Origin of the sequence: Flavobacterium difficile (assembly GCF_011392115.1) — a bacterium.
In the GTDB taxonomy this organism is placed as follows: domain Bacteria; phylum Bacteroidota; class Bacteroidia; order Flavobacteriales; family Flavobacteriaceae; genus Flavobacterium; species Flavobacterium difficile.
Map to the genome: position 1 here is coordinate 222,332 of NZ_JAAJBT010000005.1, position 16,240 is coordinate 238,571.

Annotated in this window: 14 protein-coding genes; 10 read left to right on the forward strand and 4 right to left on the reverse strand. The window is 27.4% G+C overall.

The annotated features are described in order from the left end of the window. Positions 1 to 228 precede the first annotated feature (228 nt). A complete protein-coding gene (locus tag G4D72_RS09820) occupies positions 229 to 783 on the reverse strand; it encodes a CvpA family protein (RefSeq protein WP_166077511.1) in 555 nt (184 codons plus the stop codon). A gap of 73 nt (positions 784 to 856) precedes the next feature. Here G4D72_RS09820 and G4D72_RS09825 point away from each other — a divergent pair, with 73 nt between their 5' ends. The 10 genes from G4D72_RS09825 to G4D72_RS09870 all read left to right on the forward strand — a co-directional run bounded on the left by G4D72_RS09825 (position 857) and on the right by G4D72_RS09870 (position 9,498). Continuing rightward, entirely contained in the window at positions 857 to 1,213 is a 357-nt protein-coding gene (locus G4D72_RS09825) for a hypothetical protein (protein WP_166077512.1), read from the forward strand. A 288-nt stretch (positions 1,214 to 1,501) separates the two neighbouring features. Next, positions 1,502 to 2,521 (forward strand): phenylalanine--tRNA ligase subunit alpha, encoded by a 1,020-nt coding sequence (gene pheS / locus G4D72_RS09830; RefSeq protein ID WP_166077513.1) that lies wholly within the window; start codon positions 1,502 to 1,504, stop codon positions 2,519 to 2,521. 245 nt (positions 2,522 to 2,766) lie between these two features. Beyond that, positions 2,767 to 4,014 (forward strand): phage integrase SAM-like domain-containing protein, encoded by a 1,248-nt coding sequence (locus G4D72_RS09835; RefSeq protein WP_166077514.1) that lies wholly within the window; start codon positions 2,767 to 2,769, stop codon positions 4,012 to 4,014. A gap of 1 nt (position 4,015) precedes the next feature. Continuing rightward, positions 4,016 to 4,726, forward strand: a complete 711-nt coding sequence (locus tag G4D72_RS09840) for a hypothetical protein (protein WP_166077515.1) — start codon at positions 4,016 to 4,018, stop codon at positions 4,724 to 4,726. Positions 4,727 to 4,787: 61 nt separating this feature from the next. Beyond that, positions 4,788 to 5,072, forward strand: a complete 285-nt coding sequence (locus G4D72_RS09845) for a helix-turn-helix domain-containing protein (RefSeq protein WP_235922485.1) — start codon at positions 4,788 to 4,790, stop codon at positions 5,070 to 5,072. A 3-nt stretch (positions 5,073 to 5,075) separates the two neighbouring features. Next, complete coding sequence (locus G4D72_RS09850) at positions 5,076 to 5,834, forward strand: hypothetical protein (protein ID WP_166077516.1); 759 nt, start codon at positions 5,076 to 5,078, stop codon at positions 5,832 to 5,834. Positions 5,835 to 6,142: 308 nt separating this feature from the next. Further along, positions 6,143 to 6,478: a type II toxin-antitoxin system MqsR family toxin gene (locus G4D72_RS09855; RefSeq protein WP_166077517.1), complete on the forward strand. Its 336-nt coding sequence runs from the start codon at positions 6,143 to 6,145 to the stop codon at positions 6,476 to 6,478. Positions 6,479 to 6,483: 5 nt separating this feature from the next. Beyond that, positions 6,484 to 7,494, forward strand: coding sequence for a type II toxin-antitoxin system antitoxin SocA domain-containing protein (locus G4D72_RS09860; protein ID WP_166077518.1), 1,011 nt, complete (start codon positions 6,484 to 6,486; stop codon positions 7,492 to 7,494). A gap of 68 nt (positions 7,495 to 7,562) precedes the next feature. Further along, positions 7,563 to 8,408, forward strand: a complete 846-nt coding sequence (locus tag G4D72_RS09865) for an AAA family ATPase (RefSeq protein WP_166077519.1) — start codon at positions 7,563 to 7,565, stop codon at positions 8,406 to 8,408. After that, positions 8,398 to 9,498, forward strand: coding sequence for a DUF3871 family protein (locus tag G4D72_RS09870; RefSeq protein WP_166077520.1), 1,101 nt, complete (start codon positions 8,398 to 8,400; stop codon positions 9,496 to 9,498). Before G4D72_RS09865 ends, G4D72_RS09870 begins: the two co-directional genes overlap by 11 nt. A 34-nt stretch (positions 9,499 to 9,532) precedes the next feature. Here G4D72_RS09870 and G4D72_RS09875 read toward each other — a convergent pair whose 3' ends face one another. From G4D72_RS09875 to G4D72_RS09885, 3 genes are read right to left on the reverse strand one after another with little or no spacing between them, the layout of a single operon-like run. After that, the gene (locus tag G4D72_RS09875) at positions 9,533 to 10,978 is read right to left on the reverse strand and encodes a toll/interleukin-1 receptor domain-containing protein (protein WP_166077521.1); all 1,446 of its coding nucleotides are present in this window, start codon (positions 10,976 to 10,978) and stop codon (positions 9,533 to 9,535) included. Between the two features lie 13 nt (positions 10,979 to 10,991). Next, the gene (locus G4D72_RS09880) at positions 10,992 to 11,645 is read right to left on the reverse strand and encodes a DUF3226 domain-containing protein (RefSeq protein WP_166077522.1); all 654 of its coding nucleotides are present in this window, start codon (positions 11,643 to 11,645) and stop codon (positions 10,992 to 10,994) included. A gap of 2 nt (positions 11,646 to 11,647) precedes the next feature. Next, the gene (locus tag G4D72_RS09885) at positions 11,648 to 16,201 is read right to left on the reverse strand and encodes an AAA family ATPase (protein ID WP_166077523.1); all 4,554 of its coding nucleotides are present in this window, start codon (positions 16,199 to 16,201) and stop codon (positions 11,648 to 11,650) included. Positions 16,202 to 16,240: the final 39 nt, after the last annotated feature.

Sequence of the window (16,240 nt, forward strand, 5' to 3'; positions counted from 1 at the left end):
ATAAAACCGAGATAAAAATCATAGTTTTATAACATAACAACATATAAAATGTTAAAAAAATAAAAAATCAAAATTAATTTTACCGACAAAACACATGTTTTAAACGACAAAAAGCGCTAATATCTCATAATTGAACATTTTAGCTAATAATTTACATCATAAATTTTAGAGATAACTTTAAGTTTATCAAACCTAAGTTGAAAAATGAAAAGTTTTATAATCTTAAAATCATTTTACGTTTGTAGAATCCGAAACCTTTAATTCATACGGTTTTTCTTTCGCTTTCGATTTCAATTCTTCATACCATTTTTCTAAACTTGGATACATGAATTTAGAAACTTCTTGTATGGGATTATAAAAAACGGAAGTGTTCAACGTTTCTTTTTTCACCAACATATGATTGATGTTGATTTTCTGAAACAAACTAATTACCACACTTAACATTAAAACGGTTTTCAACACACTAAAAACCGCGCCACCCAACTTGTTCAACCAACCTAAAGAAGCAAAACTCGTCAAACTCGTAAAAAACTTCGCTAATAAATGAATACCAATTACTACTAATAAAAACGTAATTGCAAAAGCAATAATTTCAATATATTTTGGATTTACTTTTACGATATCTTCTAACGTTAATCGGACAATATTAGAAAATTTAATCGCTACAAAAATTCCAATAATCAAAGAACCAAAAGAAGCAATTTCTACAAAAAGACCATTTTTTAAGCCATTATATAAAGCATAACCTAACAAAGCGGTGAAAACAATATCGATAAAACTCATAATTCTAATTTTCTAAAAACAAAACTACAAAATGCAAACCTCAAATACTATCTTTGCCAAAAACAAAACAGAAATGTCTAGAGATATACAATTAAAAGAACGCTGGGAAAATGTAGTCACTTTTCTATCTGATAAATTTGCCGATGGTGAAGTTTTAGATTTGGACGCTATTATTTATTTAATTGGTGTACAAGAATTAGGTAAAATAAATACCGAATTTAAAAAAGATGAAAAAGTAAACTTAATGCACATTGCCATTTGTAAACTTTTAGAACCTTACGGATATTACGAATTTGAATTTTTCGACAAAGACGGTTGGCCACATTATAAAGTAGTAAAAGAATTACCAGCACTAAAAGCAGGCGAACAATCGGTTTTAATGAAAGAAGCCATTGTGAATTATTTTTTAGAAAAAGAGATAATAAATTAGTGGTCAGTGGCAGTTTTTAGTGTTCAGTCTAAAGTAAATACCAAAATTTTTCGCCACGAATTATCGAATTTTTAATAATTTGATACATTCGAATTCATCTTCAGATGAACAAATTACACAAATCAACAAGAAAAAAATTTGTGCATTCGTGACAAATGAAAATTAAGTTTCATGTGACTTTTAGAATTGCGTTAACTTATTTAAAAAGTTTTTCTCAATACTATTCACTAATTACTTTTCACTAATCACTAAAAAATACATAAATTTGCAGACTATTACCCAATTACGATGATAAACAAGATTAAAGAACATATTGAAGAAGCCAAAGCTTTTACTACTGAAGACAAAACGACTTTAGAAGAATTTCGTATAAAATATTTAGGAAGTAAAGGTTTGTTGAAAGATTTCTTTGCCGAATTCAAAAACGTACCAAACGAACAAAAGAAAGAATTTGGTCAGGTGGTAAACGAATTGAAAAATACAGCGGAAGAAAAAGTAAAAAGCATTCAGGAACTTTTAGAATCAAAAACAGAGTCTATAAACTTGTTTGGTGATTTGTCTCGTCCTGGTAATCCAATAAATATTGGTTCTCGTCATCCGATTTCTTTAGTGAAAAATCAAATTCTAGATGTGTTTTCTACGATTGGTTTCAATGTGTCTGAAGGTCCAGAAATTGAAGACGATTGGCATAACTTTACGGCTCTAAACTTACCAGAATATCACCCAGCGCGTGACATGCAGGATACGTTTTTCATTCAAACGAATCCAGATGTTTTATTACGTACGCATACTTCTTCTGTACAAGTAAGATATATGGAAAACAACAAACCGCCTATTAGAACAATTTCTCCAGGTAGAGTTTTCCGTAATGAAGCAATTTCGTCTCGTTCACACTGTATTTTTCACCAAGTAGAAGGTTTATATATTGATAAAAACGTATCGTTTGCCGATTTAAAACAAACGTTATTATATTTCACAAAAGAAATGTTCGGAAAATCTAAAATCAGATTGCGTCCGTCATATTTCCCATTTACAGAACCAAGTGCAGAAGTAGACATTTATTGGGGATTAAAAACCGAAACCGATTACCGAATTACAAAAGGAACTGGTTGGTTAGAAATTATGGGTTGTGGAATGGTAGATCCGAATGTGTTGAAAAACTGCGGAATTGATCCAAATGAATATACAGGTTACGCTTTTGGTATGGGAATCGAAAGAATTGCGATGTTATTGTACCAAATTGGCGACATTAGAATGTTTTATGAAAACGATGTTAGATTTTTAGAACAATTTAAATCTAGTTTATAATAAAAAAGCTCAGCAAATGCTGAGCTTTTTTGTTTTGTACACCGAGTGGGAATACCAAGCACCCAAAATGGGGTTTTAACAATTTAAAAGAGCATATTCTAATCCTCATAATTTCCAATACTTCTTTCAAAATTTCGTATTATTTATCACACTTCATTTTTGTATTGATTTGAATCATTTTTGAATTCACAATACACTTACAATACAATTTTATTAGATTTGTAAACCTTAAAATATTAACCATAATGGCAAGTATTAATTTTTTATACCGCTCAACTAAAGATAAAGCCAGCTTGGTAATAAGATTACTATACAGGCATCTTGGAAAGGACTATACTATAGGTACTAGTTCAAAAATAAAAGTAACCAAAACTTATTGGGATAAATATCACAACTCAACAAAATTAAAAGATACAGAATTAATTGCTGAACAAAACAGGGTAAAAGATTTAATAAATAAACTGAATTTGTTTATACTTGAAAAATTTGATACTACAAACATTAAATTTATTGACAAAGCTTGGTTAGAATTACAAATTAATCAGTTTTATAATCCAGATGAATATCAAGATAATGGAGATAAAAACCCAGTAGATTTAACTGAATACTTTGATTATTACATTGAACTTTTTATTAATAATAGAAACTCCAAGAAAAAATTAAACACAACAAAAAACAAGATTATTAAATATGAAGAACTAATTAAAAACAAAATATCTGTTAAAGATATTGATTTAATGTTTTTTAATAGATTTTATAGTTATCTCCAAAAATTAAACTATAATCAAAATACAATTATTGTTGATTTTACAAGCATTAAAACCATTTGTAAATTTGCAAAAAAGACTATAAAAGTTAATGATGAAATTTTTGATTGGTCATTAAAAAAAGATAAAACATCAATTAATTACTTAACATTTGAAGAATTAGATATCATATCAAATTTAAATGACTTACCAGATTATCTTGACAATGCCAGAGATTGGCTTATAATAAGCTGTTTCACAGGTCAAAGAGTTTCAGATTTTATGCGGTTTAATAAATCAATGATAAGAGAACAAGTTGATACTAATGGCAAGAAAAAGAAACTTATAGAGTTCACTCAAAAGAAGACTAATCTAAACTTGCCACTAGCTTTGCATCCTAAAGTGTTGGAAATTTTAGAAAAAAGGGGTGGTGATTTTCCTAGACAAATCTCAGATGTTAAATACAATAAATACATTAAGCTAGTTGGGCAAAAAGCAGAATTAAATGAGTTAGTTGAAGGTTCAAAACTTGATTCAGATTTACATCGAAAAGTAAAAAAGAAGTACAAAAAATACGAGTTGTTAACTTCTCATATTGGCAGAAGGTCTTTTGCTACAAATTTCTATGGTGAAATCCCAACATCACTTATAATGAGTGCTACAGGACATAGTACAGAGAAATCATTTTTAAATTATATAGGAAAAAATCACACAGATAGAGCAATGTCTTTAGCAAATTATTTTTAATATGGAAAATTTTATAGAGCTTAAAAAACAATTAACTAGTTTAGAAGATGACTTAATTAAACTTGAATTAAGTACTGTTATTACTGGTGATAAAAAAGAAATTGAATCTATAATTAAAGAAAACATTTTTCTTAAATCTGCACAAGTTTTTAGAGCAAGTAAAGAAGAATCAGCATTTTGGGATTATTGTAGCTTTAGTGTGTTCAATGATAAGTATCAAGAAATGGTTAATGTGTTTTTGATGGATGACAATAAGAATCAAAGTAATGAAGAATTATTTATTGAACTTGAATTATCAAAATATAAAAGATTACTTGAAAACTTCGAGAAAAAGAATTATTCAAATGAAATAAAACCAGCATTAGAAAAGAAAATAGCATTTTTGAATGATAAACTTAATCCAAATACTTTTATTCCTCCTGTTGATTATAGTGATACTAAAGCTAATGAAAAAATTGTTTTTTTATATGAATTAGGTGTTCTCGAATTTCTTAAAAATAACCCACCATTTAACACCACAACAAATAGTCTTGCTTCTGTACTCTCAGCAATAACTGGAGAAAATATTACTACAATACAACCCTATATTAATCCTATTTTTAACAAAGAAATTGAACAAGACAAAAACCCATTAAAAAGCATCAAATTAACTAGTAAAGTCAAAAAGAAACTTTCAGACATTGGCTATATTAATAAAAAAAACAACTTCTAGGTAAAAACCTAATTTTTACCTAACCCAGCTTGCATCAATTATTAATTTAATCATTTTAATTATGATGCAAAACAGTTTATTAGTACACAACATAGATGTACTACAATTTCAAGAACTCTTAAAAGAGACTTTAAAAACACAGTTAGAAGAGTTAAAGACTTCGTTAAAAGAAGAAAATCAAGATGAACTTCTTACAAGAGAAGAGACTTATCAATTCCTAAAAATAGATTCAAGTACCCTATGGGAATGGACTAGAAAAGGTAAGCTTATAGTTTATGGTATTGGAAACAGAAAATACTATAAAAAAAGAGAGGTGTTAGATTGTTTAACAAAACTAAATAGTTAGACAATGAATGATTTTATTGAAGACTTTGAAGACGAAGATGATGACAAGGGTTTAAGTTTTGCTGAAAGCACCTATAATCTTTATCAAGGAGACAGCTGGGACTATGATGACAAATATATCATGAACCAAGAACCAAGAGAAGAGATTGATTTATATAATCAATCTCTAACATATGAAGAAAACTTTGAAGATGGCAAGAAAGTAAAATTCATTCTGGTGCCTTTATTTAAAGACGAAAAGGATAATGATACTAACTTTACTCCTCTTCTTAATGCTGGTTCAAAAATCATTATGAACAGAAAAGAATTAGCTGGTACTTATAGTGAACAATTTCACTATATCATTGTTGATTATAATTCTATTTTTGGGTTAAGATTATTGTCTTTTCAAAGGTATAACAACTTCTTTTCTTGTGATGAAAGAGTTTTGTTTGAAACATTTATTATAAAGTTTCATAGTTTTAAATTTAAAGAATTTTATATGTCAATTCCAACCATCTACAAAGAACTTGGGATAAAAGAGACCAGAGCAAATACAATAATTAAAAGATTTATTGAATTAGGAATAATAACTAAAAAGGTCAAACCTCAAGTTGTTAATGACATTCCATCTCAAGTAAGTTATTATTGTGTTATTGCTGAAAAAGTAATTGAATTATTACCAATTATTTTTGATAACTTTTGTTCCTATGATGTTGAAAAAGATATTGAAAAATATCTTGAGCCTGCATTAAAAAAACAAACCAATAAAGAGCCTGAATAAAGGCTCTTTTTTAACATCCCCACACCTTGAAATCCCGCAATAAAAGATAACTTATAATATATTAAGTATTTAAAAGTAATATTTAAAGCAAATAATTTATAAATAAAAAAAACATTAGTATTAAAGCAGTTATCTTTTATAGGGTGTTTTCGGGGTATGGTATAAAAACAGAATTGAAAACTTAACACATACACTATATAGTTGATTATTTAGCTATTTTTATCAAAAAAACAAACTATATAGTTGATTATTAAAAATAATATTTACCTTTGCAAAGAATTTAATTGTCAAACTTATTAAAATACAGAATGGAATCTGAAGTAAAAAAGTTTCTTACTGAATTTAAAATTAATATGAATATGTTTGGCATTCTTTATGCTAATAGAGATAAGAACACGCAAACTTTGGCTGATTTAGAGATTACACCAAAGTTTAGAGATAATATTCTTTTAAACCTTAATATAGAAGATTATTGTGAAGGACCTATAGACAATGACCAATATGGAAACAATCCAATGTGGGTTTTTGGAACTAATGTAAAGAAAAATGAAATATATGTAAAGATTACATTGTTACCTAGTAAAGCATTTTGCATTTCATTTCATATCGCAGAGCACCCTTTAACATATCCTTTAAAAAAGTAAACAAAATGAAAAGTCCAATTACAAATAAGGAAATGAACCTTATAAAAGAAAAAAAAATATTGGTTTTTAGAAAGGAAGAGTTTGAATACACACATCATAGTTATTTATGTGAAGATACAGGTGAGACTTTCACAGATACTAACCTTGACACATTAAATATAACACAAGTTTACAACCAATATTTAGACAAGTATAACCTTCCATTTCCTGAAGAAATTAATATTATTAGAAAAAAATATGATTTACCAGCAAATAAAATGGGACTTGTTTTAGGATTTGGTGTTAATACATATAGAAATTATGAAAACGGAGAAGTCCCAAGTTTAGCTAATGCGAAATTAATTCAATTAGCAAAATCTCCTGCATCATTTAAAACTCTTGTTCAAGAGAGTGAAGGTGTCTTTCTAGAAAAAGAAAAAGATGATTTATTAAGATATATTGATAGTTTAATTATAATTGAACAAAAGAATCATTTTATTATTGATTTTAACACTTTTGTTTTAGGAGAAAGTAATCCAGATATTTATACAGGATATAAGACTCCTAGTTTTCAAAAACTGACTGAAATGATTGTCTTTTTTACTGAAAGGCTATCTCCAATGAAAACAGTTATGAATAAACTTTTATTTTATTCTGACTTTCTTTTCTTTAAAAACAATTCATTTTCAATAAGTGGAACAAGATATGTTGCAATTGATTATGGTCCAGTACCTAATAATTTCAACACAATATTTGAAACAGTTCAAAGAAACAATGACATTGAATTAAAAGGTATAGATTTTGGAGATGGATATTATGGAGAACAATTTAGTAATATCACAAACAGAGTTTTCAACCCAGAGTTATTTAATCAAGAAGAGATTAATACATTAGAAACAGTTTTAGCTAGATTTAAGGATTCAAGCAGAAAAGAAATAGTTGATTTAAGTCACGAAGAAGATGCGTGGATTGTAAATTTTAATGCTGGAAAAAAAATGATTGAATACAGTTATAGTTTTGGATTAAAACACATTTAAGAAAATTAAAAAACATAAAATTAAAAGGGAGCAATTGCTCCCTTTTTTTATTGATAAAAATTAAAAAAATGCAACTAAAAAAATCAGAAAGAAGTAAAACCAAGATAAAAATGGCTTTACAAGGACCTAGTGGTAGTGGAAAAACTACAAGTGCAATTTTAATAGCACAAGGATTAACAAATGGAAACCTAAGTAAGGTTGCCATTATTGATACAGAGAATGGTAGTTCAAACTTATATTCTCATTTAGGCAAATACAATGTTCTTTCATTGGACAATCCACATTCACCTGAAAGATATATTGAAGCTATTGAGGTCTGTGAAAAAGCTGGAATGGAAGTAATAATTTTAGATAGCATATCACATTGCTGGTATTACTTGCTTGATTATCATTCTTCCCTTGCTGGTAATACATTTACTAACTGGAATAAGGTAACTCCAAGACAAAAAGGATTTATTGATAAAATTCTTCAAAGTAATGTGCATATTATTTGCACAATGCGTGTAAAGCAAGATTATGTTTTAAATGAAAAGAATGGTAAAATAGTTCCTGAAAAGGTTGGTTTAAAAGCAATTCAAAGGGATGAAATTAGTTATGATTTTACTATTCTATTTGAATTAGATAATAAACATTATGCTTCTGCATCAAAAGACAGAACTAGTCTATTTGAAGGGAAACCTCAATTTGTAATAACTGCTCAGACTGGCAAGAAAATACTTAATTGGAGTAATAGCACTATGACAAAAGGAGAGCTTCAAATAAAGGTCTCTGAATGCAATAACATGAAAGAACTTACTACACTTTACAATGAGAACATTGATTTATCTAAGACAATTGAACAAGATTTTGTAAACAAACAAAAACTAATTAATGAACTAACATCTAACTTAACACAAAATAGAAATGGAGCTTGAAATAATTAAACCCAGCTATGATTTACCAGCAGAAAATGATAATCTTTCCTTTGCTGGTATGAAACAACCTTTTTTAGAGTTACCTAATGTTTTAAATAATAATTTGAATATTACAAGTAATCTTAACCTTACTTCTTCAAATCAAGTACAGAATTTGCCAACTTTAAAAAACACTACGCCATTTATTACTGCAAATAGTGAAGATATAACTCTATCTATACTAAAAGAAAAATGTGTAATACCTGTTTTTACTAAAGATAATGAAATTACAATTTCCCATTCAGATTTTATTGAAACCTCTATTTCTGCTATCAAAAAAATGTTTCCTAATGAAACTTTTGATGAGCCTGAAATTAGAGTAAGTCATCAAATCAAAGGCAGAGTTCCTGAAGCAATTCATAAAAATGTGAAAGACTTGCAAGAGAATGAAAAAACTCAATATTTTGAAAGAATGGGGTTCATTGTAAGAATACCTAGTATAACTGAAGACATAAATGGTAATAAATTAGCATTAACTATTGGAGGTGTAAGGTCATACAACTTGGAAAACCTCTACAATAAAAAAACCTATGAAAAATTTAAATTCTTTATCGGATTTCAAAACATGGTTTGTTGCAATCTTTGTATCAATACAGATGGATTTCAAAGTGAAATTAGAGCAATGAGTTTTTTAGATTTAGAAGAAAAAATAATGCAAGTAATCCAAAGCTACCAAGCTAATGAGCATTTAAATTCAATGAAAAATCTATTAGAATATTCATTAACTGAAAGAGACTTTGCTCAAATTATTGGTAAAAGCAGATTGTATAATTATCTTCCAAGAAAAGAAAAATCCTTATTACCTGAATTACTACTTAATGATGGTCATTTATCTACAATTGCAAAAGACTACTATCAAGATGAAAGTTTTTGCAGAAATTCAGATGGAAATATTAATATGTGGGAGTTTTACAACTTACTTACAGGAAGTAATAAATCATCCTATTTAGACACATTCCTTGACAGAGGAGTAAATGCCTTTGGCTTCGCCACAGGTGTATCAAAAGCGCTGAGTGATAGTTCTACCAGCTATTCTTGGTTTTTGAGTTAAAAAGAACCCGACTCTATTTATTTAGGGTTGGGTTTTATCTGTTTATACCAATGTCTTCTATTTTAACCAATTCATGTAAAAATGGAATTGAATCATGACCTCTACCATATCTAATTCTATCTTTATCTTTTTTACCTTCTTTGTATTCACCAAGTAATTTTTTTAAATCTTCTTTTGAGTTAACATCAAATATTGATTTTACTTTTTCAAAATGACGCTCAGAGCTTAATCTTTCAAAAAAATCAAAATTACTATAGTTTTCTTTATATAAATAAGTTGTTGGAAACCAAGAATCTCTATAATCATTACCCGCAAATAAATCACCAATATAATGACATAGCAAATCAGCAAAAACCATATCGCCCTTTTTAACTTTATCCGAAAGATTTGTAATTATAAAATGACCAAAACCTGTAATTCTATTAAATTTAGTTTCAAAATACCTTTCAAGATTAGTGTGATATGTGTATAATTCCGTGTACCTTTTAGGCTCTGTTTTAGTGTAAACATCAATATAATAGTATTTAGAATGTAATAGTTCTTCTACCAACTTATAATTCTTGTTTTTTAGAGAAATTGATATTGTATATAAAAAAAGTTCTTGAAAGATTATTTTATAGATATCATAATTAATAGAATTCCAACTTCCAGTATCTACTCTTGGTCTGCTATACAAAGATTTTTTTTCGAAAAAATTTATTAAGTTGTCTACATCTATTTCGTATTCCGTTTTAGTAATGATAAAAAGGAAATCTATAAAATCTTCTCTCAAAATTTTATAAGATTTCAAACCATCTATTAATTCTTCAACGAAATCATTTAGAATATGTGTTGTGCTTTTTAATTCAAAATCCCACAATGACTCTAAAAAAGTGTCTAAAAACTGAATAGAGTAACTATTTATTTTTTCAGGATTTTTTTTTAACTGATTGTCTAAAGTTCTAACAATAGAATTTGTTGCTGTATTATTCGTAACAGATTCAGTTATATATAGAGGTACTTTTGTCCCTAACTTAGGCTTAGGTATTGATGGAGCTTCTAAAATATTCCTTAATAACTCTTCATAACTTTCTTCAAAGTATTCTTCATTACTAAAGTCTATATATTTTCTTGACGATAAGTAGATTGGTAAATAAGGGTTGTTATCGGAATCCCTTTCAATAACAATAGGAATAAATTTTTCTTGTTTTTGATTATTGTATACTTCTGAAGTAATAATTTGAGTTTCTGTACCTACTCCTCCATCTCTATTATCAGATTTGTTTTTATAGTTTTTGTCACAAATAATTAGAACTCTATAGATATCATCAGCTTGAACCATACTCTCCATAAAATGATGAACATCATTTCCTTCTTTCAAACTCCATTTGTCTAAAATCACATCAACAGTATCATCCATCAATCTTTTACCTAAATTAACTACCCAATCCTGATGTTCTTTTAACCCCCAACTATATGATATAAATATTTTTTTTGACATTATTACTTGTTTTTTAATTATATAAAAAAGTATCCAAAAAAGATTTTAATTTTTTTAAGTCCCCGATACTTTCATGATTTAAGTCCCAATAATCAGCATTTTTATAATTTCTAAACCTTGCTCTTGACTCTAAATTAACTGTATGTAAATAATACCCAACTTTATCTTTTAATTCAGCAAACCTAATATTTGGAACAGCTAGACTTGACAAACAAGCCTGATGTGATTCAATGCAATTATAAACAACTTCTTTATCCGATGGGATTAATTTTCTAAGTAAGTCTTCTACTATCCCATCATCATTATTATTTGGCCATAAAAAATAATCAAAATCAACATTTTTATCTCTCTTAATCCCTTCTAGTTTTTGTTTACAAGAGTCAAATCCTTTATTTCCATTTCCTAACTCAGTATAGTCTGCATCAAAAATAACAACATTAACACCATTTAAGGCTTTATTATCTTCAAGTTGAGATATGTAAATTTCATTAGAAAGTTTGCTACAACCGCCAACATCTATAATTTCAATTCCGTTTGAAAATTTAATATCTAATTTAGAATTTTTTTTATCGACTCTAGTTGACTCAAAACCATAAAAAAGTTCAATACAATCTGCAATAAAGACTTGGTCAGTAATTCCTTCACAAAATATTTTAATTTTACTCATAATTATTCACCTCCTCTAAGTTCAACTCCATCTTCAAATGCTAAATTAAAGCTCTCAAATTCAAAAGAACGAACTTTTAATTTGTTGACAAATTTCATTTGTACAACTCTTGATAATTTCTGATATTCTGCTCCAAAATCATCTTCATTTAACACATCAGTAAAGAATTGTATACATTCATCATTATGAGTGGTAGCAATAATTTGAGTATTATCTTTTTTAGCTATATTTAGTAATATTCTCCAAAATTCTTTAAATCTTGAAAAATGAATACCTGCATCAATTTCATCAATAAGTAACCTTTTACCCTTATGTAGTGTTAATAATAATAAAATTCTGAAAAGCTTATTAGCACCTTCTCCATATTGATGTAGTGGTCTATCTACCACATAATCTCTATCTCTAATATCAATTGAACCATCAAGTCTAACATATACACTTTCAACATTAGGGATGAAAAGTTTTAAATTTGCTAAAAAGATACTTTCTAAACTTCTGTTACTTCTAATCTCTTTGTCATAGACAGATGCAAGTTCTTGACCAAATCCTTTACCATAAGCAATAAATGGCATCTTAACTCCATTATCATATGGAAGATTATTTAAAAATAAAAAGTCTGATTTATCATAACTAATTATATTTTGACCTTCATTCCCATTTAAATTTTCATCAAACTTAATTTGATAATCTGAAAAAAATCTATTGTTATATACTCTAAATCCAATATTTTCTTTTTCCTCACTACATCTTTCATAATCATTTAAAAAACTTTTATTTAAATTAAAATACCAAGATACTCCTTCAGAATTTTCAGACTTATCAGGATGAATATTTATCCTGTCAATATAAGAAAAAGCTAACCTTTCAAGATAATCTTTTTTATCTTCTGTAAATAATAACGCCTCAAGAAGTGATGTTTTGCCAATATTGTTATCTCCAACAATAAGATTAACTAATCCTAAATTTTTAATTTCTAATTTTTGAAATTTTCTAAAATTACTAATTTCTATATCTGAAAGATGTTCTGACTTAATCTTTTTAAGTTGGTCTGGAAATTTCTTAATATTTTCAATTTCAGTAATAGTAAAAGGAATATATTTTGATTTTTTAAGTTTGGAAAAAACTTGATAATCTTTATTTATTGTTTCAATATCAATTCCAGCTTCAAAATTATTTTTTGCCCATCTTTCTATAATAAAATTATACATTGAATTATCAATATTATTATATACTATTAATTTAGAATAGAAATCTGCCAACTCAACTTGTCTTCCTTTTTCTGAAAAGGATTTTTCAACCTTTCTAGATATTTCTAATAACATTACATCATTGTTGTTGACAACAATAAAAGCCATATAAGCATAAAGATTTACATATATGTTTTTGAAAACCTTTTCCTCAAGATTGTTTTCAATATAAACTGAAACAATTTCATTTGCAATTTCCTCTTTATCACAATCTGTATCTTTAACAATTCTTCCTTGATAGATAATGATTTCCTCAACAATCCCTTTCTTTTTGGCTAATTCAAGCTTAGATTTTAAGTAATTTTCTTTCTCAATATTAGCTCTTTCAAACGCATCAATTGCTAATTGATATTTCTTCAGTGTGAAGTATTTGTTTCCTACTTGTTCTAATATGTTTTCATCACCTTTATGGCAATTTTCAGTTAAGATTTCTGCAATCTTCCCAATTCTCTCACTGTCAAATTCATCAACTAGTAAATCAGCGATTAATTTTAGAGCTTGCTTTCTCCAAATAGTCTTGTTAAGAAGCTTACTTAATTCAACTAAATTATCATATAGAATATTTAAACTTGATTCTGAAAGTGATTTTTCAATAAATAACTTGGCAATAGTTAATATTAATTGTTGCTTTGGGTTTTTGATTTCTACATTGAGACTTACTAAATCTATCCAAAGCTGACCAGTCCAAAGCGAAGATATTGCCATTTCAACACCCTCAGCACCAACTTCTTTCTTTAGATAGTATTCAGATGCTTTCTTCCAGTTATCTTTAATTTCTTCAATTTTTGCAAGACATATGTAATACTCTTTTTTATTTCCAAGTTTTATAAAGTGACTTGAAGCAACTTGAAGAAGAGGTATGTTTTTTTCCAAGACGCCTTGGTCTTTTTGTCTATTTGCATCGTTCTCTAAAATATTAGATGAACTTTGAATTATTTCCCCTGAATCAAAAATTATTATTTCTTCAAAATTAGTTGGCTTTGGCTTTATTTGATTTGCCCAATCAGACTTAAGGTATTTGTAAATTAGAGGCTTCCAAAAACCTTCTTTTGAGGTTGAACTATCAATTATAACAAGTTCAGCTTGTGCTCTTGTCACTGCTACGTAAAGCTTATTATACAAATATCTACTCTCGTAAACACCCGAATTTTTATTAATAATATAATCACCAAATCCATAAATTACCACTTCACTAAAATCAAGTCCTTTGGCATCTACAGCAGAAATAATATTCTCAAAATTCTTTAAAATTGGATTTGTTTCTTTATAACTCTCAATTTCATCATAATTTACAGGAACAATAATTGTCTTGAATTCAATTTTTCTTTGAAGGGATTCATCATTTGCAAAATCATCAAAATCTACAAAAACATTTAAATGCTCATTCTCAAACACTACTGGTCTTTTAGAAGTTTGGGGTTGTTTAATATTTGCTGAAAATTCTTGTTTTCTGTAATTCTGAATAGCATTAGCAACATTAACGATAGCTTGAGAAGACCTATAATTGTAAGTAGGAGTAAATTCTAATGTGCTAGCATCTAATTTATATCCAGTTTTACTATTTGTTAATTCATTATAAATCATTGCTGTTAATGCTTCTGACCTAAATCCAGTTGGATTAACTGTTTGTAAAGCATCACCCGCAAAAACAATCGGAAATTGTTCAACGTTACTAAGATTGAATTTTGCATATGAAGATAGTTTCATTATGAAATCTAACTCAACCCTGCTAAAATCTTGAGCTTCATCACAGAAAATCACATCATAACTTTTAGTAATAGATATGTTATTATTTATGAATTTTATTAGTTTTATTTTATCCCAATAGTTTTCTTCATTAAGAAGTTTATTATAAAATGGAAAAATAATTTCTTTTTCAATTCCCTTTAAATCTTCTAATGAAATTAACTCTTTTCCTTCTTTTGGCATTTCATCAAGATAGTTATCACTAGTGATTTGACAATCTAAACTATTTCCAAAAACATAAGTTGATAATGTAAACCAAACTAACTCAGCAGAAAATTTATTTTTTATATGAGTTGCAATTTTTGATTGTTCATAAAGCAACTTAAATTTTGAAAAGTTTAAATACTTATCTGAACTAAACAATTCATTATCATCTGGCAATAAACTTAATAAGAAATTTTTAAAAGGGTGAAAATGTTTATCAACGTTAACTATAGCAATATCTTCACTAGACAGATCAAATTCAGGATTATGGAGTAATAAATCGTAAACAGAAGCTTTAGTATGTTCTAAAAGCTTTTCGTTTTCTGTTAAAAAGATTACATCTCCTGTAATTTCTCCAGCATATTTATAGTAATATACATTTGCAAAAAGATAATATAACATTGTGGACTTTCCACTTCCTGCCTGACCATTTATGTACTTTGGAAATTTAAAATTCTTTAAAAATTCAGTTTGTTCTGGTAAAAGAGAAAGGTTTCCTAATTCATTATTTTTTTCAATTTTAGTCCAAAGGTCTGGGTTGTTTAATGTCCAACCTGGATATGCTTTTAATGAAACACTACTAACATCATGTAATGAACTAAACTTTTTATCCTTATCAAATCTAAATTTCATTACATTATTCCAATGAGCAGTTTGTGTTTTTATATTTCCACCATTATGTAAAATATAAATTGAGTTATTATCAATCAACACCTTAGTATACAAAATCCCTATATCATTTAAAATGACACTAAATGTCTCAAAACCATCACCTTTATTTACAGATTTAATAAGTAACTTATTTTCAGACAAAACTTCTTTTAATGTTAGTAAATAAAGTTTTGTTTCATCACTTTTCATACCTTCATCTGAAGAATTATTCATTGCGAATTTAACCCATTCTTCAGTTTCATATATATCATAATCAACTCTTAACTTATATTCATTCTGCCAATTTAAAAGTGTTTGCGGAGGTTGATTTGTGTTGTGTTCTACAACTATGTTGTTGATTATAAAATTCGTTTTAAATTTTTCAATTTCATCTTCTTGCAATTCATTATATAAGGTCCATTTTCCATCTCTTATCTCAACATAATCTTGCAATCCATTTTTAAATCCCCTTACAAAGTAGACATTCAAAATTTCATTATTAATTTCAATGTTTTTCTCTTCCAATATAATTTCAGCATATGGAGTCTTAATTTTGAAAACAAAGATACCTTTTGTAAATGGAGCTATTTTTCCAATTCCTTTTAAATTTTCTCTATTTGAATATTCTTTAAAATATTTTTTTACAATAGAGTCAATTTCTGGCTCAGTATTGTTAATATAATTTTGGCAGTAATGAAAGTGTAGCATAATTAAATCTTATAATAATTTTTAAATATATAAAATCCT

Excerpts from the sequence above, each read along its gene's own strand:
- G4D72_RS09820 (WP_166077511.1), bottom strand. The coding sequence starts at position 783 with ATGAGTTTTATCGATATTGTTTTCACCGCTTTGTTAGGTTATGCTTTA.
- G4D72_RS09825 (WP_166077512.1), top strand. The coding sequence starts at position 857 with ATGTCTAGAGATATACAATTAAAAGAACGCTGGGAAAATGTAGTCACT.
- pheS (WP_166077513.1), top strand. The coding sequence starts at position 1,502 with ATGATAAACAAGATTAAAGAACATATTGAAGAAGCCAAAGCTTTTACT.
- G4D72_RS09835 (WP_166077514.1), top strand. The coding sequence starts at position 2,767 with ATGGCAAGTATTAATTTTTTATACCGCTCAACTAAAGATAAAGCCAGC.
- G4D72_RS09840 (WP_166077515.1), top strand. The coding sequence starts at position 4,016 with ATGGAAAATTTTATAGAGCTTAAAAAACAATTAACTAGTTTAGAAGAT.
- G4D72_RS09845 (WP_235922485.1), top strand. The coding sequence starts at position 4,788 with ATGATGCAAAACAGTTTATTAGTACACAACATAGATGTACTACAATTT.
- G4D72_RS09850 (WP_166077516.1), top strand. The coding sequence starts at position 5,076 with ATGAATGATTTTATTGAAGACTTTGAAGACGAAGATGATGACAAGGGT.
- G4D72_RS09855 (WP_166077517.1), top strand. The coding sequence starts at position 6,143 with ATGGAATCTGAAGTAAAAAAGTTTCTTACTGAATTTAAAATTAATATG.
- G4D72_RS09860 (WP_166077518.1), top strand. The coding sequence starts at position 6,484 with ATGAAAAGTCCAATTACAAATAAGGAAATGAACCTTATAAAAGAAAAA.
- G4D72_RS09865 (WP_166077519.1), top strand. The coding sequence starts at position 7,563 with ATGCAACTAAAAAAATCAGAAAGAAGTAAAACCAAGATAAAAATGGCT.
- G4D72_RS09870 (WP_166077520.1), top strand. The coding sequence starts at position 8,398 with ATGGAGCTTGAAATAATTAAACCCAGCTATGATTTACCAGCAGAAAAT.
- G4D72_RS09875 (WP_166077521.1), bottom strand. The coding sequence starts at position 10,978 with ATGTCAAAAAAAATATTTATATCATATAGTTGGGGGTTAAAAGAACAT.
- G4D72_RS09880 (WP_166077522.1), bottom strand. The coding sequence starts at position 11,645 with ATGAGTAAAATTAAAATATTTTGTGAAGGAATTACTGACCAAGTCTTT.
- G4D72_RS09885 (WP_166077523.1), bottom strand. The coding sequence starts at position 16,201 with ATGCTACACTTTCATTACTGCCAAAATTATATTAACAATACTGAGCCA.